Source organism: Stenotrophomonas sp. YJH_SMC_105-26 (assembly GCF_059368915.1).
On the sequence record NZ_JCAFSD010000001.1, the window covers coordinates 315,246 to 338,440 of the forward strand.

The following is a 23,195-nucleotide window of genomic DNA, read 5'->3' on the forward strand; positions in this document are numbered from 1 at the left end:
ATGGCCCGCTTCCTGCGACTGATCGTGCTCCTGCTGCTGGCCTGCGTGCCACCGGCGTTCGCGCAGCAGCCCCTGCATCTTGATGCGATCGACAACGGCCTGCTGATCCTCAGCTACCACGACATCCGCGACAAGGTGGCCGCCAAGGGTGATGCCGATTCCTATGCGGTGAGCACGCAGAACTTCGCCGCGCACCTGGACTGGCTGGGCGCGCACGGCTACCACCCGGTTTCGCTGTCGCAGCTGATCGAGGCCTCGCAGGGCCGCGCCACGCTGCCTCCCAAGCCGGTGCTGCTGACCTTCGACGATGGCCTGCGCAGCGTCTACGACAAGGCGTTCCCGCTGCTGCAGGCCTACCACTACCCGGCCCTGGTGGCGGTGATCACCGATTACGTGGACATGGCACCGGGCCGCACCATCGACTACGGCTACCGCCCGTTCGGCCATGATGACTTCGTGACCTGGGCGCAGCTGAAGCAGATGCACGACAGTGGCCTGATCGAAGTGGCCAGCCATACCGACGACCTGCACCACGGCGTGCTTGCCAATCCGCAGGGAAACTCCACGCCCGCCGTGGTCACCCGCATCTACACCCCGGCCACGCGCAGCTACGAGAGCGGGACACAGTATGAGCAGCGCCTGCGCACTGATCTTTCGCGCAGCGTGCAGCGCATCCAGCAGCACCTGGGCGTGCGCCCGCGCGCCATCGTCTGGCCATATGCCGCGTACAACCAGTTGAGCAACGACATCGCCGAGCAGCTGGGCATGCCGGTTTCGTTCGACCTGGAAGGCCGTAGCACGCCAGTGGCCAGCGACCTGCACGGGCTGGCACGATTGCTGGTGAGCAACAACCCGACCGTGGAAGGCCTGGCCTACGAACTGCGCCGAGACGTGGCGCTCGATGGCATCCGCGCCCTGCAGATCGATCTGGATGACATGTATGACCCGGATCCAGCGCAGCAGGCACGCAATCTCGATGCATTGATCGAGCGGGTCAAGCGCATCGCGCCGACCCATGTCTATCTGCAGGCCTTTGCCGACCCGGACGGCAACAACACCGCCGATGCGCTGTATTTCCCGAACCGGCACATGCCGATGCGGGCGGACCTGTTCAGCCGCGTCGCCTGGCAGCTGAAATCCCGCGCGGGCGTGAAGGTCTACGCGTGGTTGCCAGTGCTCGGCTTCGAACTGCCCGACCCGGAGCAGCGCAAGGTGCTGGCGATCCGCAATGGGGATGCCGACGGCATGTACCGGTTGGATTTCACCAACCCGAAGGCCAGGCAGATCATGCTCGACATCTACGAGGACCTGGCGGTCAATTCCTACTTCGAGGGCCTGCTGTTCCATGACGACGGCTACCTGCGCGACACCGAGCTGCCCGCCCTGGCGGCCGGCGAAGATGGCAGCGCACGTACCCAGGCACTGATCGACTTCACCCTGGCCCTGCGCAACAGCGCGCAGCGCTGGCGGCCGAAACTGGCAACGGTGCGCAACCTGTATGCCGAGCCGGTACTCCGCCCGCAGAGCGAAGCCTGGTTCGCGCAGCGCCTGGACCTGTTCAACAAGGCCTACGACCAGACGGCGCTGATGGCGATGCCGTGGATGGAAGGCAGCAGGCACCCCGAGCGCTGGCTCGACCAGTTGCTGGCCGCGGTACGTGCGCACGACCCGCAGCTTCAGCACACGCTGTTCGAGCTGCAGACCGTCGATTGGCGCAGCGGGCAGCCGATTCCCGCCGGGCGCCTGCGTGCGCAGATCCGCCAGTTGCAGGCGCAGGGCGTGCACCACTTCGCCTGGTACCCCGATGACTTCATCGCCGACCAGCCCTCCACCCGCGATGCCCGCGCGGCAATGTCCGCCGGCAACTTCCCGTACCCGGAGAAGTGACGTGGACATGCATCCGCTGCTGCAGGTCCTGTTCCAGTTCGCCTTCTACTACCCGATGGTGATGGCGTTCTTCTGGATGTCCGGTGGCCTGTACTACTACTTCCGGCGCGAGCGTCACTCACGTCCGCGCAACGATCCGCCCTTGATGATCGCCCCTCCCTTCGCGACCTTGCTGGTGCCCTGCCACAACGAAGCAGAAAACCTGGACGACACGCTCACTGCGGCGCTGGCCCAGCGCTACCCCGCCGATTACGAAGTGATCGCCATCGACGATGGCAGCAGCGATGACACCGGCGCACGGCTGGATGCGCTGGCGGCAAGGCATCCACGGCTTCGCGTGCTGCACCTGGACCGCAACCTGGGCAAGGCCAATGCGCTGCGCATGGGCGCACTGGCCGCACGCTCGGAGTACCTGGTGTGCATCGATGGCGATGCGATGCTGGAAGAGCATGCACTGCACTGGATGGTCTGGCACCTGGTCAGTGGCAACCGGGTCGGTGCGGTCACCGGCAACCCGCGCATCCGCAACCGCTCCACCCTGCTCGGACGCCTGCAGGTGGCGGAATTCTCCTCGATCATCGGCATGATCAAGCGGGCACAGCGCGTGTATGGCCGCATCTTCACCATCTCCGGCGTGATCGCCGGCTTCCGCCGCACTGCCCTGCACCAGGTCGGCTGGTGGTCGGATGACATGGTGACCGAGGACATCGACATCAGCTGGCGCCTGCAGCGCGCGCACTGGGACATCCGCTACGAACCCAATGCGCTGTGCTTCATCCTGATGCCGGAGACGCTCAAGGGCCTCTGGCGGCAGCGCCTGCGCTGGGCCCAGGGCGGCGTGGAAGTGATGCTGCGCCACGCGCGCTCGCTGCTGCACTGGAAAGAGCGGCGCATGTGGGGCGTGCTGCTGGAGTACGTGTTGAGCGTGGTCTGGGCCTACACGATGCTGTTCATCGTGCTGCTGTGGGCACTGGGCAAGTTCATCGAGCTGCCGCCGCAGCTGCATATCGCCAGCCTGCTGCCGGAGTGGCATGGCGTGATCCTGGCGCTGGTCTGCCTGCTGCAGTTCGCCAGCAGCCTGATCATCGACCGGCGTTACGAAACACAGATTGGACGCAATTACTTCTGGGTCATCTGGTACCCGATGGCGTACTGGCTGATCAGCCTTTCCACCACCCTGGTGGCGCTGCCCAAGACGCTGCTGCGCCGTCGCAGCAAGCGCGCCACCTGGACCAGCCCTGACCGGGGGATCCGATGAACGCGCAACGCCCGTCCAACCGCTTCGACTCGCGGATGATCCGCAAGCCGCATCGCCAGCCACACTTCCAGCGCACGGCCTGGGGCTTCGTCACCCTGGCGTTCTGGGGCTTCTACTTCTATCTGTGGGCCCCCCTGGTGACCCTGCTCTCGTGGCTGATCGGTGGCCAGCTGGCCTGGCGGCAGCTCTACGAACGGCAGAACCAGTTCGACCCGTACGTGCTGGTCGCGCTGCCATTGATGCTGCTGTGCGCCAGCGTGCTGCTGATCGCCTGGGCCGAGTACAACCGCGCCCGCTTCCGTGGCCGCGAACGCCGCCTGCCGCGGCCCCTGGCCAGCCTCAACGAAGTGGCCGCCGATCTGGGCGCCAGCACCGGGCTGGCCGAACGCCTGATGGGCTGCAAGGCCGCCACGCTGCACATGGATGATCACGCACGGCCGGTCGGCATCCGCCGCGAGGTGGTGTAACCCGACGACCTGGTAGCTGCCGACCTTGGTCGGCGCTTGGGCCTGGTGGGTGCCGGCCTTGGTCGGCACCGGGGTTTGCCGCGAAGAGCATCTACGCGCCGCGTGGATCCACTTATGTACGCGTCTGCCCTTCGCCGCGCACGACAAATCGTTCAACGGTGAGGGCTTCCAAGCCCATCGGGCCGTAGGCGTGCAGGCGCGTGGTGGAAATACCGATCTCACTGCCCAGGCCCAGCTGGCCACCATCGGAGAAGCGCGACGAAGCGTTGACCATCACCACCGCCGAGCGCAGCGCGTTGACGAAGCGCTCGGCGTGGCCGGTGTCCTCGGTGGCGATCACTTCGGTGTGGTCGGAGGTATAGGTGCGGATGTGCGCGATGGCTGCATCAAGATCATCGACCACGCGCACCGCCAGCACCAGATCGAGGAACTCGGCGGCGTAATCCTCCTCGGTCGCCGCCGTGCTGCCCGGCAGCAACGGCTGCGCCTGCGCATCGGCGCGCAGCTGCACCCCACGCTCACCCAGCGCCTGCGCCACGCGCGGCAGGAACGCGTCAGCCACGGCGCGGTGCACCAGCAGCGTCTCCAGCGAATTGCACGCCGCCGGCCGGCTGCACTTGCCGTCCACCAGCAGGTCGATGGCCTTGCCGAGGTCGGCGCTGGCGTCCACGAACAGGTGGCACACCCCCTTGTAATGCTTGATCACCGGCACGCGCGCGTGCTCGGCCACGAAACGGATCAGGCCTTCGCCGCCACGCGGAATGGCCAAGTCGATCAGCTCATGCCGCTGCAGCAGTTCCAGCATCGCCTCGCGGCGCAGGTCGGTGAGCACGGTCACCGCCGCCGGCGGTACGCCGTTGGCCTTCAATGCACCGGCCAGCGCCTGGGCGATGGCGGTATTGGAGTGGATCGCTTCGGAACCACCGCGCAGGATCACGCCATTGCCGGCCTTCAGGCACAGCGCGGCGGCTTCGGCCGTCACGTTCGGGCGCGCCTCATAGATCATCGCGATCACGCCCAGCGGCACGCGCACCTTCTGCACGCGGATGCCGTTGGGACGTACGTCGTCGCGCGTCACCTGGCCGACCGGGTCAGGCAGCGCGGCCACCTCGCGCACCGCCTCGGCCATCGCGAACAGCCGCGGCGGGTCCAGTGCGAGGCGGTCGAGCATGGCACTGCCAACGCCCTTGTCGCGCGCGGCGGCGAGGTCGCGTGCGTTGCCGGCCAGGATCAGTCCGGCATTTACTTCCAGGGCCTGCGCCATCGCCAGCAGCAGCATGCGTCGCGCCGCACTGTCCAGGCCGGCAACGATCTGCGCTGCATCACGGCAGGCGCGCGCCTGGGCTTCGATTTCGCTCATCGGGGTGTCCTTCAAACCGGTCATGGCAGCACCAGGTCGTCACGATGGACGACGCTACCACCGTAGTTGTAGCCCAGCACGGCCTGGATGTCGCGCGAATGATGGCCGGCGATCCGGCGCACGTCGTCGGCCGCGTACTGGCTGACGCCGCGGGCGACACAGACACGCCCCTGCGGTGCGATCCAGCACACCTGCACCATGTCGCCGCGGCGGAATGCCCCCTCGGCAGCGGTGATGCCGCCGGGCAGCAGCGAGGCGCCCTTCTCCCGCATCGCCTGTGCCGCACCGGCATCGACGACGATCGCGCCCTCGGCCAGCGGCGCGTGCCGCAGCCAGTGCTTGCGGGCAGCCTCGCGGCTGCGTGCGGCGTGGATGCGGGTGCCGAACAGGCGGTCCTGCGCCAGCGCGCGCACCACATCGCTGCTGCGGCCGTTGAACAGGTAGGTTTCGATGCCGAGGCGGCCCGCCTTGGCCGCCGCCTCCAGCTTGGTACGCATGCCGCCGGTGCCGGCGCGCGAGCCGGCGCCGCCGGCCATCGCCAGCACATCGTCACTCAGTTCCGGCACGTCGTGCAGTGGCCGCGCGTCGGCCACGGTGCGCGGATCTGCGCTGTACAGGCCGTCGATGTCGGTGGCGATGAACAGTGCATCGGCATCGACCAGCGCGGCCACGGTCGCGGCCAGGTTGTCGTTGTCACCGAGCTTGAGCTCGTCCACCGATACGGTGTCGTTCTCGTTGACCACCGGCAGCGCACCCAGCCGCAGCAGTTCGCTCAGCGTGGCGCGTGCATTGAGGTAGCGGCGGCGGTTGCGCAGGTCGTCGTGGGTCAGCAGCACCTGCGCCACCGGGCGCTCGAAGAAGCGCTGCCAGAGCCCGATCAGCTGCGCCTGGCCGAGCGCGGCCAGGGCCTGCCGCGCCGCCATCGCCGCACCGGGTTCATCGGCCCGCGGCAGGATCGCGCGCCCCGCCGCAACCGCGCCGGAGGAGACGATCACCACCTCGCGCCCAGCCAGTACGTTGGCGGATACAAACTGGGCCAGGCCCAGCGCGTGGCGTGGCGACAGGCCGCCACCATCGGCCGCCAGCAGGCTGCTGCCAACCTTCAGCACCGCACGCCGCCATGGCGGCAGCGCCTGTTGCGGGAACGGCGAAGCGACGGTGGCGGCGTGCAGGGTCATCGGTCAGGGCCTCAGCGGGTATTCCATTCGTGCACGGTCAGCTCGGAAGCGTGCATCGTCACCAGCGGATCGGTGGCGACGATGGCCCGCGCCTGTTCCAGGCTCTCGACATTGCACAGCACATAGGCGCCACCGCTGCCATCGGCGAAACCACCGGTCAGCTGCAGCTTTCCCTGTGCCTGCAACGCCTCGAGGAAATCGCGGTGCGGCTGCACCGCCGCATCGTTGAAGTCCGGCCGGCGCATCGCCATCACCAGATAGACAGTGCCCGCCATCAGGACAGCGCCTGCCAGCGTGCGCGCAGTTCGTCCAGGCGCAGATCGGCAGCCGAGCCCGGCGATACACGCGCAGCCAGGCTGCCTTCCGGGGTACGTCCCTGCCCTGCGCTGTCGGCACCGGCTGCAGCGGCCTTGTAGGCCTCGCGGAACGGCACACCGGCCACCGCCGCTTCCACGGCGACGTCGGTGGCATACATGCCCGAATCGATCGCTGCGCGCAGCCTGTCGTCACGCCACTCCAGATTGGCCAGCAGCGCCGGCAGCAGTTCCAGCGCGGCCAGGCCACGGCCGAAGCCGTGGAAGATGGCGCCCTTGGACGACTGCAGGTCACGGTGATAACCCGAAGGCAGCGACAGCAGCTGCTCGATCTCGGTGCGCGCGGCGGCGACGCTGGCGTGGGTCGCACGCATCAGCTCGATCACGTCCGGGTTGCGCTTGTTGGGCATGATCGAACTGCCGGTGGTGTACTGCGCCGGCAGCGCGACGAAGCCGAACTCGGCGCTGGTGAACAGCGACAGGTCCCAGGCGATGCGGCGCAGGTCCAGCGTAGCGCCACCGAGTGCTTCCAGCGCGGCCAGCTCGAACTTGCCGCGCGACAGCTGTGCGTAGATCGGCGAGATCTGCATACGCGCGAAACCGAGCGCGGCCGTGGTGTGCTCGCGGTCCAGCGGCAGGTTCACCCCGTAGCCGGCGGCGGTGCCGAGCGGATTGGCGTCGACCAGCGCATGGGTGTCACGGGCGCGGATGGCGTTGTCGATGAAGGCCTCGGCCCATCCGGCCCACCACATGCCGGCCGAAGAGACCACGGCGCGCTGGATATGGGTATAGCCGGGAATCGGCAGGTCCTTCTCGGCCTGCGCACGGTCCAGCGCGATCTTGGCCACGTCGGTGCTGAGCCCGGCCACGCGCAGCAGCTTCTCCTTCAGCCACAGGCGGGTGGCGACCAGGATCTGGTCATTGCGGCTGCGGCCGGTGTGGATCTTGCGGCCAGCGTCGCCGAGGCGTTCGGTCAAACGCGCTTCGATTGCTGAGTGACCGTCTTCGTACTGCGTATCCAGCACGAAGCGGCCTTCACGGAAATCCTGCGCCAGCACGTCGAGCTCGCGCAGCAGGCCTGCCAGCTCGTCGGCGCTGAGGATGCCGATGTGCTGCAGGCCCTGCGCATGCGCGGCGCTGGCAGCGATGTCATGCAGGAAGAACTCGCGGTCGAGGATCACGTCGTCGCCGGCGAGGAAGGTCTGGATCTGGGCGTCGACAGCGACGCCGGGCTTCTGCCAAAGAAGGTCTGCCATGGGGGCTCCGGAAGGCGTGTTCAGTGCGGGATCGACGTCAGTTCGTCGATGCCCAGCGCAAGGTTGAGGTTCTGCATGGCCTGGGTGGCCGCGCCCTTGAGCAGGTTGTCCAAGGTCGCCACCACCACCACCCGCTTGCCGCCCGGGGCCAGGGTGAAGCCACCGACCTGGGCACCGTGGCGGCCGGCGATGCGGCTGACCCACGGCGCTTCATCCACCACTTCGATCAGGGGTTCGCCGGCATAGGCCTGCTGGAAGCGCTCGACGATCTGTTCGCGGGTCTGCACGCGGTTCAGCCACAGGTTGGCGGTCAGCGTGATGCCGCGGAAATGCGGCGCGACGTGCGGCATGAACTCGACGGCCACGCCCAGCTGCACCGACACCTCGCGCTCGTGCACGTGGTTGGTCAGCGCATACGGCATCAGGTTGTCGGCCAGCAGTTCGACGTTGTTCTTGTCCGACGGCGTGGTACCGGCACCGGAGTAGCCGGAGACACCGAAGCACTGCGGCGGGCCGGCCAGCAGGTCCAGCAGCGGATGCACCGCCAGCTGCATCGCCGTGGCATAGCAGCCCGGGTTGCTGATGTGCTTCTGGCCGTTGTAGCGGCCGCGGGTCAGCTCCGGCAGGCCGTAATACCAGCTGTTGTCGAAGCGGTAGTCGGCCGAGAGATCGACGATGACGGTGTCCGGCTTGGCGGCTTCAAGCGCGGCCACGAACGGTGCGGCCAGGCCGTTGGGCAGGGCCAGGATCACCGCGTCCACGCCTTTGGCGGCCACCGCGTCGGCATCCAGGTTCTCGTACTGCAGCTCGCCCTGGAACTCCGGGTGGTGGTCGGACAGGCGCTGCCCGGCGCGCTCGCGCGAGGAGACAAAGGCCAGTTCCAGGCGCGGATGGGCGGCCACCAGCTTGATCAGCTCGGCGCCGGTATGGCCGCGGGCCCCGACGATGCCCAGGGTGAAAGTCGAATCGTTCATGCGTGGCTGTCCAGGCGGTACTGCAGGTGGCGCTTCACGCCCTGCCATTCCGCATCGATGATGGAGAAGATGACGGTGTCGCGCGGCGTGCCGTCGGCGTGCCGCTTGTGGTTGCGCAGCACGCCATCCTGCTTGGCGCCGAGGCGTGCGATGGCGGTGCGCGAGGTGAAGTTGAACCAGCTGGTCTCGAACACGACGCTCAGGCACTGCAACCGCTCGAACGCGTGGCTGAGCAGCATCAGCTTGGTCTCGGTGTTGACCCCGGTGCGTTGCGCAGACTCGCCATACCAGGTGTAACCGATACTCAGGCGCGGCACGTCCGCTTGCAGATCGTAGTAGCGGGTGGTGCCGACAATCTGGTCGTTGGCATCGAACACCACGAACGGCAGCACCCTGCCTTCGGCCTGCGCCTGCAGCGCTGCCTGCACGTAGCCGGCCATGGTCTTCGCATCGGGCACCTGGGTGTACCAGAGCCTGGACAACGCGCCATCGCCAAGCGCGCCGCGCAGGCCATCGATATGCCCCATCTGCAGCGGCTCCAGCCGCGCATGGGTGCCCGCCAGCGTAGGGACCTTGGTCCAGTCGGCATGGTTCATGTGTTCAGCCCTGCAGGCTCGGCGCGCGCCGGGCGCAATGGTCGACATAGGTCTTGATCCGGTCGATGCCGTCGGCGCCGAACCAGAACACCTTCCAGTGGTCCTGCTTGTAGCAGCCGTCGGATTCAGCGTAATAGAAGTGGTTGATCGGATTGCCATGGCGCGAACGCCAGAACAGCTGCGGGGTTTCCTCCAGCATCACGTTCCAGACCGCGCGGCCCAGGCCCTCGCCCTGCGCATCGTCGAGCACGGCGAACTTGTCCAGGTACACGCCCTCGGCCTCGTCGGTGAGGATCACCGCGGTGCGGTAGTTCTCGCTGACGTAGGCGCGCAGCAGCTTCGTCTTTTCGAAGTACTCCGGCACCAGGGTGCGGCCGAAGCTGGATTCGATCAGGCCCTTCAGGCGCGGCAGGTCCAGCGCGTTCCAGGCGGTGGCGCGCAGCACCTTCTCGCCCTTGCGCACCAGCGTGCCCGAACCCTTGTGGGTGAACAGTTCCTTGGCCAGGTCGGCCGGGCGCGTGATCGACACCGACGATTCCAGCGGCAGGCGATCGAGCAGATCCTTGATCTGTTCGATCTTCACCTTCATGCCGCCGTGGATCCACGGCTGCGCGATCAGGTGGTCGTACTCGGTGGACAGGTTGATCGAATCGATTACGTTGCCCTGCTCGTCCAGCAGGCCGCCAGTGCCGGTCAGGAAGATGATCTTGTATGGCTGCAGTTCCTGCACCAGCTCGTTGGCGGCGAAGTCGGCGTTGACGTTGAGGATCTGGCCGCCAGCGGTCTCGCCCAGGCTGGTGATGACCGGGATCGACCCGGCACGCAGGCTGGCCTCGATCGGTGCCAGGTTGACCTTCTTCACCTCGCCGACCAGGCCGTAGGTGTCCACGTCCAGGTACTGGGCCTCGAACACGCCGCCGGTGATCGAGGTGGCGCGCGCGCCGTTCTGCTGCAGCGCCTCGACCAGGCGCAGGTTGGACTGCTGGAACACCCGGCGCACGATCGCCAGCGCTTCCGGCGACGTCACGCGCAGGCCGTTGACGGTCTGCTTCTCGATGCCGGCGGCCGACAGTTCGGCATCCAGCTGCGGGCCGGCACCGTGCAGTACGATCGGGGTCAGCCCGACTTCCTGCAGGAACGACAGCGAAGAGGTCAGCGCGTCGAGGTCGTCGCGCAGCACCGCGCCGCCGACCTTGACCACGGCGAAGCGCTTGGCGTCCAGCTGCGAGAAGCGCTTGAGGTACTGGCTGATCTCCTTCGCGCTGGCCATGCTGGAAAGCAGGCGCACGATGGTCTGGCGGGTCTGGCGGTGGGGCTGGAGGGCAGGAGACATTTCGGTTTCGTCACAGGCGGCGGTCGCCGCGTTGCAGTTCCACCCGGCCAGGGCCGGGCGGCGTTGTAGGGTCGATCAGGCGCCGGCGGCGATGATGCGATGCACGGCGTCGGTGTAGCGCTGCAGCTGCTCCAGCGTCACGAACTCATCGGCGGTGTGGGCCTGGGCGATGTCGCCCGGGCCGAACACCAGCGTGGTGTAGCCACCGGCGGAGAACAGCGAGGCCTCGGTCCAGAAGTCCACCGCGTTGCCGATCGGCAGCTCCAGCGCATCGGCCACATCGCGCGCCAGCAGGCGGCGGTTCTCGGCCTCGGCGATGTCACCGGCCGGCAGGCTGGGGCCACGGAACGTTTCGGTGAACACGGCGGCTTCTGGTTCGGCGAAACCGGCGAAGGTCGCCAGCAGGCCATCGATGTCCATCGACGGCAGCGGGCGGAACCCGAAGCGCACCTCAGCAGCCGGTGCGATCATGTTGGCCTTGATCCCGCCTTCGACGCGACCGATGTTGAAGCGCAGCCCGGTCAGCCCGCCGAAGCGGGCCGAGGCCAGCGATTCCACATGGTCCAGTGCACGGTTGCCCCAGCGCATGGCCTGGTGCAGCGCGCTGGCGGCCGCGTCCTGCTTGCCGGACGCATGGCCGGCGCGGCCGGCGAACTGCATCAGCACCGAGCTGATGCCACGATGCGCCAGCACCGCTTCACTCATGGTCGGCTCGGCCACCAGCACCGCTTCATACGGCAGGCCACGGGCCAGGAACGCGGCGATACAGCGCGGATCGTTGGCTTCCTCGTCGCTGGAGAACAGGAAGGCGGCATCGCCATCGCTGGCATTGGCCGCCGCCACCAGCGCAGCGGCGGCGCCCTTGATGTCACACACGCCCAGGCCGACCACGCGGTCGTCCAGGCGGCGCATCACATGCGGGTCGGCACTCCAGTGCGGCGAGTCCGGCACGGTGTCCAGGTGCACGTTGAACAGGTACTTCGGCGTCCCGCGCACGGCGTACAGGCTGACTGCGCCCGCGCCATGGTCGATCACCTCGACGTTGAAGCCGGGCAGGTTGTCGCGCAGGTAATCGAAGATGCCACCGGTGGTGATCGCACGCGGCGGGTTGCGGGTGTCGAAGGACACCAGGGCCTGCAGGTGATCGAGCGTCTGTTCAAGCATGTGTCTGAATATCCGTAGGGTTCGAAATCGGTAGTGCCGGCCGCTGGCCGGCTCCGCAATGATCCAGCCGTGCCACGAGCCGGCCAGCGGCCGGCACTACCCTCCATCGACGTTGCGAGGCGCCGGCCAGCGGCCGGCACCCCGTCACAGGTCAACCGCGATTGACCTGCGCATAGACAGTGGAGCTCATCCCGAACAGCTTGATGAAGCCTTCAGCCTCCTCCACGCCCCAGTCGGCCGACTGCGCGTAGGTGGCGCCCTTGGTGTTGAGCAGGTGCGGCGACTTCACGGCCACCGCATCGACGCGGCCACCACGGGTTTCCAGCACCACTTCGCCGTTGACCTTGGCCTGCGAGGACTTCAGGAAGGCTTCGATGTCGGTCTTCAGCGGGTCGTGGTAGAAGCCTTCGTACACCAGCTCCACCCACTTGCGCGCCACGTCCGGCTTGAAGCGGTTCTGCTGCTTGGTCAGCACCGCATCTTCCAGCGCACGGTGTGCGGCCAGCAGCGAAACCAGGCCCGGGGCCTCGAACACGATGCGGCCCTTCAGGCCGATCACGGTGTCGCCGGTGTAGACGCCGCGGCCCACGCCGTACGGGGCGAACAGCTTGTTGAGCTGGGCCAGGATCTGGTCGCCCGGCAGCGCCTTGCCGTCCAGTTCGACGGCTTCGCCTTCAACGAACTTCAGGGTCACGGTCAGGGCCTGCTCCGGCCACTCGCTGCGCGGTGCGCACCAGCCACGCGCGCCCTCGCCCGGAGCTTCCCACCGGTCGATCTCGCCGCCGGACATGGTCAGGCCCAGCAGGTTCTCGTTGATGGTGTAGGCCTGCTGCTTGGCGCGCACGCCGAAGCCACGCTCTTCCAGGTACTTCTGCTCGTAGGCGCGGGTCTGGGTGTGTTCCTTCTGGATCTCGCGGATCGGCGCGATGATCTGGTAGTCGCCCAGCGCCTTCACGGCCAGGTCGAAGCGGACCTGGTCGTTGCCCATGCCGGTGCAACCGTGGGCGATGATGTTGGTGCCCAGCTCGGCAGCACGCTTCAGCGCGGCATCGACGATCAGGTAGCGGTCCGAGACCAGCAGCGGGTACTGGCCCTGGTAGCCTTCGCCGGCCCACACAAACGGCTTGACGAAGCCTTCCCAGATGGCCGGGCCACCGTTGACGGTAAGGTGGCTCGCCACGCCCAGTTCGGCGGCGCGCTTCTCGATGAAGTCACGCTCTTCATCATCGACGCCGCCGGTGTCGGCGAACACGGTGTGCACGTTGTAGCCGCGCTCCTGCAGGTACGGCACGCAGAAGCTGGTATCCAGGCCGCCGGAGAAGGCGAGAACGACGTCTTTGTTGCTCATGGGGGTCAGGTCCACTTGGGGGATGGGAATTCGGTAGAGCCGACCGTTGGTCGGCTGGAATATTGGATGCGACGCTGCGGGAGCAGCCGACCAACGGTCGGCTCTACCCCTTGTTCGATCTAGCGCCCGGCAACCGCCGCCATGATCGCCTTCTGCACGTGCAGGCGGTTCTCGGCTTCGTTGATGGCGATGCACTGCGGCGAATCCATCACCGCGTCGGTGGCCTTCACGTTGCGGCGCAGCGGCAGGCAGTGGCTGAACACACCATTGTTGGTCAGCGCCATCTTCCGCTCGTCCACGATGAAGTGCTTGAACTGGTCGCGGATCGGCTTCTCCGGTTCCCAGTTGCCGAAGAACGGCAGCGCGCCCCAGCTCTTGGCGTAGACCACGTCGGCGCCGGCGTAGGCGCTGTCGATGTCATGGCTGATCTTCAGCGAGCCGCCGCTCTCGGCCACGTTCTGCTCGGCCCAGCCCATGTAACGCTCGTCGAGGATGTAGTCGGCGGTCGGGCACAGCAGGGTCACGTCCATGCCCATGCGGGTGGCGATGGTCAGCGCCGAATTGGCAACGGCGGTGTTCAGCGGCTTGGGGTGGTAGGTCCAGGTCAGCACGTACTTCTTGCCACGCAGGTCCTGGGTGCCGAAGTGCTCCTGCAGGGCCATGATGTGGGCCAGCTCCTGGCACGGGTGGGTGATGGTCTCCATGTTGATGACCGGCACCGGCGAGTACCTGGCGAGGCTGTTGAGGACGATGTCCTGGCGGTCGTAGGCCCAGTCGATGAACTTGGGGAACGCACGCACGGCGATGATGTCGCAGTAGCGACCCAGCACCTTGGCCACTTCAGCGATGTGCTCTTCGGTATCGCCGTCCATCACCGTGCCGAGGTTGAACTCGATCGGCCACGCATCCTTGCCCGGCTGCAGCACCACCGCGTGGGCACCGAGCTGGAACGCGCCCAGTTCGAAGCTGGTGCGGGTGCGCATGGACGGGTTGAAGAACACCAGCGCGATCGACTTGCCCTTGAGCTGGTCGCCGAGCTTGTTGCGCTTGAACAGCGCCGCCTGGGTCAACAGCGCGTCGAGATCGCTGCGGCTCCAGTCCTGGGTGTTCAGGAAGTGCTTGGGGGACATCATCTTTCCTTGCGTGGCGGCGCCGGTTTCGACGCGGTGGAAGGGAAAACAGGAATCAAAGGTGGAGCGGGAAGATTGCAGTTGCAGCTTTCAGAAGATGCATTTTCGAAGCGCGGAAACGAAAAAACCCAGCCGGCGGGCTGGGTTTTTTCGGACGAACAGCAAAAAGCTCCGGTTACCCAGCGAGAATGTGGGGTTCCGGTCGACGCGCACGCGAGGTCATGCCCGACGCCTGTCGGGCTGCGCTGCTGTCGTGCTGGAAGTCGGTGAGCTTCATGGTCAGCCATCTTTGCATGCGGCCGGGGCCGGCGCAAGGGCCGGGGTCCCAGAATCAGGGATTGCTGGCCGTGCCCTGCTCCGGGCCGACCCAGGGCGTGATCGACACCCGGATCTTGAGCCGGTTGCCGGGGTCTTCCGGCAGCCGCGAACGGTACTTGGTGCCCTTGTAGACGTAATCCACGTCGTAGGCGATGGGCCGGCGGAATTCACGCCCCACCGGCACGATGCGGCAGTCGCGGGTCAGCATCGGGCCAGTGTTGGCCGGTGCCGGGGCCGGCGTCTCGGCTCCGGGCTCCTCAACGGCCTCTTCGTCGCTGCGCTTGAACATCGAGCGCACCGAGTCCCAGAAGCGGCTGATCCGGCCCTTGTCCTCGACCGGCTCCTCGCCGGTCACGTTCACCGGGGCCAGGGTCCGGGTCGACACCGGCTCGCAGTGCTCCTCGGTGCGGGTCGCGCGCAGGGTCTGGAACACCGGCTCCACGTTCAGCACCTGGGCGTAGTCGAACTTCACGTTCTCAACGATCACCACCCGGTTGCGGGGCTCGGCCTCCTGCGCCAGCACCACGGCGGGCAGCGCCGACAGGCAGGCCAGGGTCAGCAACGCGGTGGATTTCATTGGCGACGGGAGCAAGGACACGGCAATAGTGTAGGCAGTGGCGAGCGCAAGGGGCTGAACATTACCCGTCCACGCCGCTCCTGCCCACCCCACCCCGGGCGGCCCCGGCGTCCACCGGTGGCAACGGGTGCCCCCAAAGGGGGCCGACACGTTCTAAAATCACAGGCTTGTCCCCCAGCCACAGCCCCATGACCCTGCGCCTGCACAACAACCTGACTCGCCAGCTCGAACCGTTCACCCCGCTCGATCCGGCCTGTCCGACCCTGTATGTGTGCGGCCCGACGGTCTACAACTACGTGCACATCGGCAACGCCCGTGGCCCGGTGGTGTTCGGGGTGCTGGCCGACCTGCTGCGGCGCCGTTTCGGTGGCCTGCGCTACGCGCGCAACATCACCGACGTGGACGACAAGATCAACACCGCCGCGCGCGAGCAGGGCGTACCGATCAGCACCATCACCGACAGGTTCGCCGCCGCCTACCGTGAGGACATGGCCGCGCTGGGCGTGGTGCCGCCGGACATCGAGCCGGAGGTGACCGCGCACATTCCGCAGATCATCACCATGATCGAGCAGCTGATCGCCAACGGGCATGCCTACGCTGCCGAAGGCCACGTGCTGTTCGCGGTGGCCAGCTTCGATGGCTACGGCAAGCTCTCGCGCCGCGATCCGGACGAAATGCTGGCCGGCGCCCGTGTCGACGTGGCCCCGTACAAGCGTGATCCGGGTGATTTCGTGCTGTGGAAGCCGTCCAGCGACGACCTGCCCGGCTGGGCGTCGCCCTGGGGCCGTGGCCGCCCGGGCTGGCACATCGAGTGCTCGGCAATGGCCGCCGCCCACCTGGGCGAGACCATCGACATCCATGCCGGCGGCGTCGACCTGCAGTTCCCGCACCACGAGAACGAGCTTGCGCAGAGCGAGTGCGCCCACGGCGGCAAGATCTTCGCCCGCTTCTGGCTGCACAACGGCATGCTCAACTTCGGCGGCGCCAAGATGAGCAAGTCGCTGGGCAACATCGAGCGCGTGCACGACCTGGTGCGCCAGCACCCGCCGGAAGCACTGCGCCTGGCCCTGCTGTCGGCCCACTACCGGCAACCGCTGGACTGGTCCGATGGCCTGATCGAACAGTCGGTGCGCACCCTGGACCGCCTGTACGGCACCTTGCGCGAGCTAGGCGACGTTGAGGCCCCTGCTGAGATTCCAGCGATCATCGAGGAAATTCTAGACGATGATCTAAATACCCCGCAGGCGCTAGCCGAGCTCTACGCATACGCGGACAGCGCTTCCAGACTGCAGCACCAGCGCAGCTGGATAATCCAGCATTTGAGCTCAGTAAGTAAATTCTCGGCGCTGACGCGCGTCGATGCACGAACAAATGTTGGCCTGCTGGTCAAAGTCGGAGCCATTACCGAAGATCACCGTGAGCTTTTTGAGCAACAGTCGGCCGGGCTGAGCAACGCTGAAATCGCTCAGCTCCTTAAGCAGTCTCTAAAGGACTGGCAGCCACCGGCACGAGCACTGCGCTTGGCCAAATCGCGCCTCCTCGGCGCCGGCCTGGCCTTGGGCCTGCTGCAGGCCGATCCGGCGCAATGGTTCGGTACCGCCGCCGGCGATGATGGTGACGATGCGCGCATCCAGGGCCTGATCGATGAGCGTGCCGCTGCCAAGAAGGCGCGCGACTTCGCCCGTTCCGACGCCATCCGCGACCAGCTGGCCGCCGAAGGCATCGTGCTGGAAGACACCCCGCAGGGCGTGCGCTGGTCGCGCAAGCGCGGCTGACCCGCCCTGCCCCGTGGCCGGTACGCCGGCCACGCCCCCACCGTAGAGACTGTTGTGATCGACTCCCCGTTCCCGCTTGAACCCACCGCCGCCGAGGCACAGGCCGCCATCGCCGAGGAATTCGGCTTCTTCGGCGACTGGTCCGAGCGTTACCAGTACCTGATCGACCTCGGCCGCAAGCTGCCGGCCTTCCCGGAAGAATGGAAGACCGAAGAGCATCGCCTGCTCGGCTGCCAGTCGATGGTCTGGATCGTGCCCGAAGGCAACGCGCAGTCGCTGCGCTTCCATGCCATCAGTGATTCGGCGATTGTCTCCGGCCTGATCTTCCTGGCCCTGCGTGTGTACTCCGGGCGCTCGGCGCAGGAGATCCTGGCTACCGAGCCGAGCTACATCCAGGACATCGGCCTGGCCCGCCACCTCTCGCCGACCCGCAGCAACGGCGTGGCGGCGATGCTGGCCTTCATCCGCGAGACCGCGCAGGCCCAGCTGCAGCGCGACCCGTCGTGAGCGAGCCTGCCACAGCCGAAGACAGCGCGCTGGGCCTGCTGTCCCGGCCCGGTTTCGCCAGGCTGCTGGCGTACCGCATCTTCGCGATGCTGTCCTACCAGGTGGTCGCGGTCACCGTCGGCTGGCACATCTACGAAGTCACCCGCAATCCGTTCTCGCTGGGCCTGATCGGCCTGGCCGAGGTGCTGCCGTTCTTCTGCGTGGCGCCGTTCGCCGGTTACCTGGTGGATCACCTGCCGCGCCGCCGCCTGGGCATGGTCGCCTGTTGCGGACTGATCGCCACCGCACTGGTATTGACCAGCGTGGCCATGGGCTGGCTGCCGATCGACGGCGTGTGGCCGATCTACGCAGCCATTGCGCTGACCGGCATGGTCCGCGCCTTCCTGTCGCCGATCTACAACGCCCTGTTCGCCCGCGTACTGGCCCGTGACCAGTTCGCGCGTGGCGCCGGCCTGGGCGCGGTGGTATTCCAGGCCGGCATGATCGCCGGCCCGGCACTGGGCGGCGTGCTGGTCGGCTTCGGTGGCAAGGGCCTGTCCTACGCGGTGGCCACCGCCTTCGCGCTGGTGGCGATGGCCTGTCTGGCCACGCTGAAGGTGGAGGAGCCGGTGCACACCGGCCCTGCCGCGCCGATCTTCAAGAGCATCGCCGAAGGCGCGCGCTTCGTGGTCGGCAACCGGATCATGGTCGGCGCGATGGCGCTGGACATGTTCTCGGTGCTGCTGGGCGGCGTGGTGGCGATGCTGCCGGCGTTCCTGCACGAAATCCTGCACCACGGCCCGGAAGGCCTGGGCATCCTGCGCGCGATGCCGGCGCTGGGCTCGGTGTGCGTGGGCCTGTGGCTGGCCCGCCACCCGCTGCACCGCAATGCCGGCCGCGTGCTGCTGTTCGCGGTGGCCGGCTTCGGCCTGTGCGTGATCAGCTTCGGGCTGTCGCAGCACTTCTGGCTGTCGGCGCTGATCCTGCTGTTCTACGGCGCCTTCGATGGCGTCTCGGTGGTGATCCGCTCGACCATCCTGCAGCTGGCCACGCCGGAAGAAATGCGCGGTCGCGTATCGTCGATCAACGGCATCTTCATCAGTTCGTCCAACGAGCTGGGCGCGTTCTATGCCGGCACGATGGCGAAGCTGCTCGGCCTGGTACCGGCCGTGGTGCTGGGCGGGTTCGCGGTGCTGAGCGTGGCCGGGATCACCGCGTGGAAGAACCCGACGCTGCGGAAGTTGAATCTTCGCGACCTGCAGTGAGCCTGTAGAGCCGAGCCCATGCTCGGCTGCGTATTTCCGTGCGCCCACGCGCCGGGCCATGCCCGGCGGGCTCTTTCCGCGACCGCGGTGGGGTGTCACGTTTCTTTTCGCGCGAAAAGAAAAGTAACCAAAGAAACACGCCGCCATCCGCGAGCCGGCGCTGCGCGCCGGTGCCCTGTGCTCCTCGGTGAATCAGGGGACGACGCGGAGAGCCAGCCGACCAGCAGTCGGCTCTACAGGATAGAGCCGCCTCTTCGCCCCTGATTCCCCTGCGGTGCTCGGCTCGCTACAAGGCGGACTCAACAGCCGCGAGCGCACGCATGACCGCTCCTGATAGAGCCAAGCCATGCTTGCCTGCCTTTGCTTTTGCTTTTGCTTTTGCTCTTCCTTGCCCTCCGGCTTCGGCCTGAGCCGAGCGTGGGCTCGGCTCTACATCGGACCCACCCGCAGGCTCCACCCGATACCCGGAAGGCGCTCTACACAGCCAACTCGAACCCAACAAAAAACCCGGCCGAAGCCGGGTTTTCTGCATGACCAGACAACGATCAGGAATCAGTCGCCCTGCTGCTTCTGCAGATGCTCCCAACGCTCCTGGGCATCGATGGTGCGCTCGGCGGTCAGGCGCGCCTCCAGGCGCTCCAGGCCGATTTCTTCGCCGGTGTCGACGCAGTAACCGTAGTCGCCCGCTTCCAGGCGCTTCAGGGTGCTGTCGATCTTGCCGATCAGCTTGCGGTAGCGGTCGCGGGTACGCAGTTCCAGCGAGTTCTCGGTTTCGCGGGTCGCGCGCTCGGCTTCGTCGCCGATGTCACGCACTTCCTCGCGCAGGTTCTCGATGGTCTGCTTGGACTCTTCCACCAGGTCCGCGCGCCAGTTCTGCAGGCGCTGGCGGAAATACTCCTGCTGCAGCGGGCTCATGTATTCCTCTTCCGAGGACGGCTTGTAGCCAGCCGGCAGGATCGGGCGGCCGGTGGCCTCGTCGGTCTTGTATTCGACCACCTTGTACTTGCTGCGCGGGGCCGGTGCTGCCGAGCGGGCGGCGACGGCCACGGCAACCTTGCCGACAGGGCGCGACACGGTCTTCGGGGCGGAATCGGATTTCACGGCGGTTTTGGCAGGCGATTTCGAAACGGGCACGGGATTCTTGGATTGCGGGGCCTTCGAAGCGGCAGGAGCGGCGGCCGGGGCCGGCTTGGAGGCCGGTTGGGCTGCTGCCACTGCCACGGTCTTGGCCGGGACAGGCTTGGCCGGAGCCGGCTTGGCAGCAGGCTTCGGTGCGGACTTCACTACTGGGGCCGGGGCCGGCTTTACGGCCGGTGCGGCAACATTCTTGGCAACCTTCTTTGCAGCGGCAGGCGTGGCGACCGGCTTGGCCGCAGCGACCTTCTTTGCCGCCGGCTTGGCGACCGGCTTGGCTGCAGCCTTCTTCACCACCGCCTTCGGCGCCGGCTTGGCTGCTGCCTTCTTGACCACCGGCTTGGCGACGGTCTTCTTCACCGGCGCAGCCTTGCTGACGGCCTTTTTCACCGGCGCCTTCTTGCTGGCAGCGGCTGGCTTGGCCTTGGCGGGCGCAGCGGCCTTCTTCGCCACCGGCTTGGTTGCCTTGACCGGCGTTTTCTTTGCGGTGGCCTTCCTGGCCGCCGGTTGCGAGGACGCTGCCTTGGTCGCCGGCTTGCTCGCCGGCTTCTTGGCAACGGGCTTTGCCGCCAACTTCTTCACAACAGGCTTGGCGGTTTTCTTGGCGGCCGTTGCGGCCTTCTTTGCAGTTTTTTTAGCAGCCACGAAACGCTCTTCCTTGGATTCCCCGGGGCCCGGGAAAGCGGGCCTTTATAGCCTACCCGACCCGCAGCAGCAACCTCGGCACCCTGCTCCATTCAGTCCTGGAGCCAAGGCGCCCAATGGGCAGTCCGACGAACACGGACCGCCTTGCGCGGTACGGAACCTGGCCAGCACCCGACGGTGCTGGTACCGGTCGCAGGCCATCGGCGACATGCGACCAACGGCCCATCCTGCACAAATGCGGCCTTCATGCCAACTGGCATAAGATGACTGGGTGATCTCGCGCCTGCTCATCGCCCTGCTGCGCTTCTACAAGCGCTTCATCAGCCCCTTGCTGGGGCCCCGCTGCCGTTTCGTGCCGAGCTGTTCTGAATACGCGATGGACGCGATCTCGCGGCACGGCCCGCTGCGCGGCAGCTGGCTGGCTGCGCGCAGGCTGGGCCGCTGCCACCCGTTCCATCCCGGCGGCTTCGACCCCGTGCCCGAGTCCCCCAACGCCCCCTCTTGCCGTTGCACAGGAAAACATTGACATGTCCTCCACCCTCATCACCAATGCCCGCATGGTCAACGAAGGCCGCACCTTCGACGGCGACCTGCGCATCGAGAACGGCCGCATCGCGCAGATCGGCAACGGGCTGGCGCCGCGCGACGGCGAGCAGGTGGTGGACGCGGCCGGGCGCTGGCTGCTCCCGGGCATGATCGATGACCAGGTGCACTTCCGCGAACCGGGCCTGACCCACAAGGGCGACATCGCCAGCGAATCGGCGGCGGCCGTGGCCGGTGGCCTGACCAGCTTCATGGACATGCCCAACACCAACCCGCCGACGCTGGATTCGACCATCCTGGAAGCCAAGTACGAGCTCGCGCGCGGCCGCGCCTGGGCCAACTACGGCTTCTACCACGGCGCCAGCAATGACAACCTGGACGCCATCCGTGCGCTGGACCCGAAGAAGGCGCCGGGCGTGAAGGTGTTCATGGGTGCTTCGACCGGCAACATGCTGGTCGACAATCCCGAAACGCTGGACGCGATCTTCCGCGAATGCCCGACCCCGATCATCACGCACTGCGAAGACACGCCGATGATCGATGCCAACCTGAAGGCCTTCCAGGAAAAGTACGGCGATGCGCTGACCCCGGACATGCACCCGGACATCCGCTCGCGCGAAGCCTGCATCAAGTCGACCCGCCTGGCGATGTCGCTGGCGCGCAAACACGGCACCCGCCTGCACGTGCTGCACATCTCCACCGCCGATGAACTGGCGCTGTTCGAGAAGGGCCCGCTGATCCGCGCCGATGGCAGCCGCAAGCAGATCACCGCTGAAACCTGCGTGCACTTCCTGCACTTCGCGCGCCCGGACTATGCGACCAAGGGCAACCTGATCAAGTGCAACCCGGCCATCAAGGAAGTGTCCGACCGCGAGGCGATCACCGCTGCGCTGGCCGACGACGTGCTGGACGTGCTGGCTACCGACCACGCGCCGCACACCTGGGAAGAGAAGCAGAAGCCCTACGCGCAGGCCCCCTCCGGCCTGCCACTGGTGCAGTACGCGCTGGTGGCCGCGCTGGAGCGCGTGCACGAAGGCAAGCTGACCCGCGAGCAGGTGGTGCAGAAGTTCGCCCACGCCCCGGCGCAGCTGTTCGACGTGGAAGAACGTGGTTTCCTGCGCGAAGGCTACTTCGCCGATCTGGTCCTGGTCGAAGACGTGCCGTTCACGATCAAGCGCGAGGACGTGCTGTCCAAGTGCGGCTGGTCGCCGTTTGAGGGCACCACCTTCCGTTCGCGCGTCGCCTCCACCTGGGTCAACGGCCAGCTGGTGTGGGACGGCAGCAACCTGGTGGGCGAACCCGCCGGCCAGCGCATGACCTACGACCGCTGATGCGCTCGGCACTTCTGATCGGGTCGCTGCTGGCCGCGCCCCTGTTTTCCGTACCCGCGGCGCAGGCGCAGGATGGCATTGGCAGCCTGATCGACAGCCGCGTGGTGTTCCCGGCCAGTGCGTCGCAGGGCGCACTGGTGATCGGCAAGGTTCCCGCCGGCAGCCGCGTGCAGTACGCCGGTCGCCAGCTGCGGGTGAGCGGCTACGGCAGCGTGGTGTTCGGCATCGGCCGTGACGAGAAGGGCCCGCTGCGCGTGCAGGTGCAGCGCCCCGATGGTGGCAGCGAGACCGCGACCATTGCGGTGACGCCGCGCGACTGGCCCACAGAGCGGGTCAATGGCGTGCCGCCGAAGACGGTCAACCCGCCGCCGGCGATTGCCGAGCGGATCAAGCGCGAACAGGCGCAGGTGACCTCCGCACGCGCCCGCGATGACGACCGCACCGACTTCACCCAGACCTTCATCTGGCCGGTGCAGGGCCGCATCAGCGGCCGCTTCGGCAATGCCCGCGTGTACAACGGCCAGCCCGGTGCCGGTCATTCCGGCATGGACATCGCGGTGCCGACCGGCACGCCGGTGAAAGCACCGGCCGCCGGCATCGTCACCTTCGCCGGCCCGGACCTGTACCTGACCGGCGGCACGTTGCTGCTCGACCACGGCTTCGGGGTCAGCTCCAACTTCCTGCACCTCTCGCGCATCGACGTAAAGGTCGGCGACCGGGTTGAACAGGGCCAGGTGATCGCTGCGGTCGGCGCCACCGGCCGCGCCACCGGCCCGCACCTGCACTGGGGCATGAACTGGTTCGAGACCCGTATCGACCCGCTGCTGGTGCTGGAGCGCAAGTAACGGTAGTGCCG

General features: G+C 67.1%; 20 protein-coding genes and 1 pseudogene. 9 read left to right on the forward strand and 12 right to left on the reverse strand.

Annotated features, from left to right (window positions below; genetic code table 11):
* The 3 genes from pgaB to pgaD are packed head-to-tail and all read left to right on the forward strand — an operon-like array spanning window position 1 to window position 3,612.
* Entirely contained in the window at window positions 1–1,887 is a 1,887-nt protein-coding gene (gene pgaB / locus AC5P7F_RS01575) for a poly-beta-1,6-N-acetyl-D-glucosamine N-deacetylase PgaB (RefSeq protein WP_075076327.1), read from the forward strand.
* 7 nt (window positions 1,888–1,894) lie between these two features.
* Window positions 1,895–3,145: a poly-beta-1,6-N-acetyl-D-glucosamine synthase gene (pgaC, locus tag AC5P7F_RS01580; protein ID WP_172412062.1), complete on the forward strand. Its 1,251-nt coding sequence runs from the start codon at window positions 1,895–1,897 to the stop codon at window positions 3,143–3,145.
* The gene (pgaD, locus tag AC5P7F_RS01585; protein WP_014647778.1) at window positions 3,142–3,612 is read left to right on the forward strand and encodes a poly-beta-1,6-N-acetyl-D-glucosamine biosynthesis protein PgaD; all 471 of its coding nucleotides are present in this window, start codon (window positions 3,142–3,144) and stop codon (window positions 3,610–3,612) included. Before pgaC ends, pgaD begins: the two co-directional genes overlap by 4 nt.
* A 112-nt stretch (window positions 3,613–3,724) precedes the next feature.
* Here pgaD and AC5P7F_RS01590 read toward each other — a convergent pair whose 3' ends face one another.
* The 11 genes from AC5P7F_RS01590 to AC5P7F_RS01640 all read right to left on the reverse strand — a co-directional run bounded on the left by AC5P7F_RS01590 (window position 3,725) and on the right by AC5P7F_RS01640 (window position 15,160).
* On the reverse strand, window positions 3,725–4,996 hold the full coding sequence (locus tag AC5P7F_RS01590; RefSeq protein WP_481462519.1) for a glutamate-5-semialdehyde dehydrogenase: 1,272 nt from the start codon (window positions 4,994–4,996) through the stop codon (window positions 3,725–3,727).
* Window positions 4,993–6,150, reverse strand: coding sequence for a glutamate 5-kinase (proB, locus tag AC5P7F_RS01595; RefSeq protein WP_014647780.1), 1,158 nt, complete (start codon window positions 6,148–6,150; stop codon window positions 4,993–4,995). The genes AC5P7F_RS01590 and proB overlap by 4 nt, the downstream gene beginning before the upstream one ends.
* Window positions 6,151–6,161: 11 nt before the next feature.
* Entirely contained in the window at window positions 6,162–6,425 is a 264-nt protein-coding gene (locus AC5P7F_RS01600; RefSeq protein ID WP_014647781.1) for a YciI family protein, read from the reverse strand.
* Entirely contained in the window at window positions 6,425–7,720 is a 1,296-nt protein-coding gene (argH, locus tag AC5P7F_RS01605) for an argininosuccinate lyase (protein ID WP_014647782.1), read from the reverse strand. The genes AC5P7F_RS01600 and argH overlap by 1 nt, the downstream gene beginning before the upstream one ends.
* Window positions 7,721–7,740: 20 nt before the next feature.
* Window positions 7,741–8,694, reverse strand: a complete 954-nt coding sequence (gene argC, locus AC5P7F_RS01610; protein WP_014647783.1) for an N-acetyl-gamma-glutamyl-phosphate reductase — start codon at window positions 8,692–8,694, stop codon at window positions 7,741–7,743.
* Complete coding sequence (locus AC5P7F_RS01615) at window positions 8,691–9,290, reverse strand: GNAT family N-acetyltransferase (RefSeq protein WP_014647784.1); 600 nt, start codon at window positions 9,288–9,290, stop codon at window positions 8,691–8,693. The genes argC and AC5P7F_RS01615 overlap by 4 nt, the downstream gene beginning before the upstream one ends.
* 4 nt (window positions 9,291–9,294) lie before the next feature.
* Window positions 9,295–10,623 (reverse strand): acetylglutamate kinase, encoded by a 1,329-nt coding sequence (locus AC5P7F_RS01620; protein ID WP_046431735.1) that lies wholly within the window; start codon window positions 10,621–10,623, stop codon window positions 9,295–9,297.
* A 75-nt stretch (window positions 10,624–10,698) separates the two neighbouring features.
* Window positions 10,699–11,787 (reverse strand): acetylornithine deacetylase, encoded by a 1,089-nt coding sequence (locus AC5P7F_RS01625; protein ID WP_014647786.1) that lies wholly within the window; start codon window positions 11,785–11,787, stop codon window positions 10,699–10,701.
* A gap of 151 nt (window positions 11,788–11,938) precedes the next feature.
* On the reverse strand, window positions 11,939–13,135 hold the full coding sequence (locus tag AC5P7F_RS01630; RefSeq protein ID WP_014647787.1) for an argininosuccinate synthase: 1,197 nt from the start codon (window positions 13,133–13,135) through the stop codon (window positions 11,939–11,941).
* Window positions 13,136–13,254: 119 nt separating this feature from the next.
* Window positions 13,255–14,265 (reverse strand): N-acetylornithine carbamoyltransferase, encoded by a 1,011-nt coding sequence (locus tag AC5P7F_RS01635; protein WP_197641348.1) that lies wholly within the window; start codon window positions 14,263–14,265, stop codon window positions 13,255–13,257.
* A 331-nt stretch (window positions 14,266–14,596) separates the two neighbouring features.
* Window positions 14,597–15,160 carry a glycine zipper 2TM domain-containing protein gene (locus AC5P7F_RS01640; RefSeq protein WP_014647790.1) on the reverse strand — a complete coding sequence of 188 codons (564 nt, stop codon included), beginning with the start codon at window positions 15,158–15,160 and terminating at the stop codon, window positions 14,597–14,599.
* A gap of 188 nt (window positions 15,161–15,348) precedes the next feature.
* Between AC5P7F_RS01640 and cysS the strand changes: the two are divergent.
* The 3 genes and pseudogenes from cysS to AC5P7F_RS01655 form a co-directional block, all read left to right on the forward strand.
* Window positions 15,349–16,821: pseudogene (gene cysS, locus AC5P7F_RS01645) on the forward strand (cysteine--tRNA ligase); the annotation flags it as partial.
* Window positions 16,822–16,989: 168 nt separating this feature from the next.
* Window positions 16,990–17,442, forward strand: coding sequence for a SufE family protein (locus AC5P7F_RS01650; RefSeq protein WP_032956126.1), 453 nt, complete (start codon window positions 16,990–16,992; stop codon window positions 17,440–17,442).
* On the forward strand, window positions 17,439–18,686 hold the full coding sequence (locus AC5P7F_RS01655; protein ID WP_032956128.1) for an MFS transporter: 1,248 nt from the start codon (window positions 17,439–17,441) through the stop codon (window positions 18,684–18,686). The genes AC5P7F_RS01650 and AC5P7F_RS01655 overlap by 4 nt, the downstream gene beginning before the upstream one ends.
* Window positions 18,687–19,238: 552 nt before the next feature.
* Here AC5P7F_RS01655 and dksA read toward each other — a convergent pair.
* On the reverse strand, window positions 19,239–20,465 hold the full coding sequence (gene dksA, locus AC5P7F_RS01660; RefSeq protein ID WP_075076325.1) for an RNA polymerase-binding protein DksA: 1,227 nt from the start codon (window positions 20,463–20,465) through the stop codon (window positions 19,239–19,241).
* A gap of 271 nt (window positions 20,466–20,736) precedes the next feature.
* Between dksA and yidD the strand changes: the two genes are divergently transcribed.
* Genes yidD through AC5P7F_RS01675 form a run of 3 tightly spaced genes read left to right on the forward strand, consistent with a single transcriptional unit; the run spans window position 20,737 to window position 23,184 of the window.
* The gene (gene yidD / locus AC5P7F_RS01665) at window positions 20,737–20,991 is read left to right on the forward strand and encodes a membrane protein insertion efficiency factor YidD (RefSeq protein WP_014037867.1); all 255 of its coding nucleotides are present in this window, start codon (window positions 20,737–20,739) and stop codon (window positions 20,989–20,991) included.
* A gap of 1 nt (window position 20,992) precedes the next feature.
* Window positions 20,993–22,339: a dihydroorotase gene (locus AC5P7F_RS01670; protein WP_164077498.1), complete on the forward strand. Its 1,347-nt coding sequence runs from the start codon at window positions 20,993–20,995 to the stop codon at window positions 22,337–22,339.
* Window positions 22,339–23,184 (forward strand): peptidoglycan DD-metalloendopeptidase family protein, encoded by an 846-nt coding sequence (locus tag AC5P7F_RS01675; protein ID WP_164077499.1) that lies wholly within the window; start codon window positions 22,339–22,341, stop codon window positions 23,182–23,184. The genes AC5P7F_RS01670 and AC5P7F_RS01675 overlap by 1 nt, the downstream gene beginning before the upstream one ends.
* Window positions 23,185–23,195 lie beyond the last annotated feature (11 nt).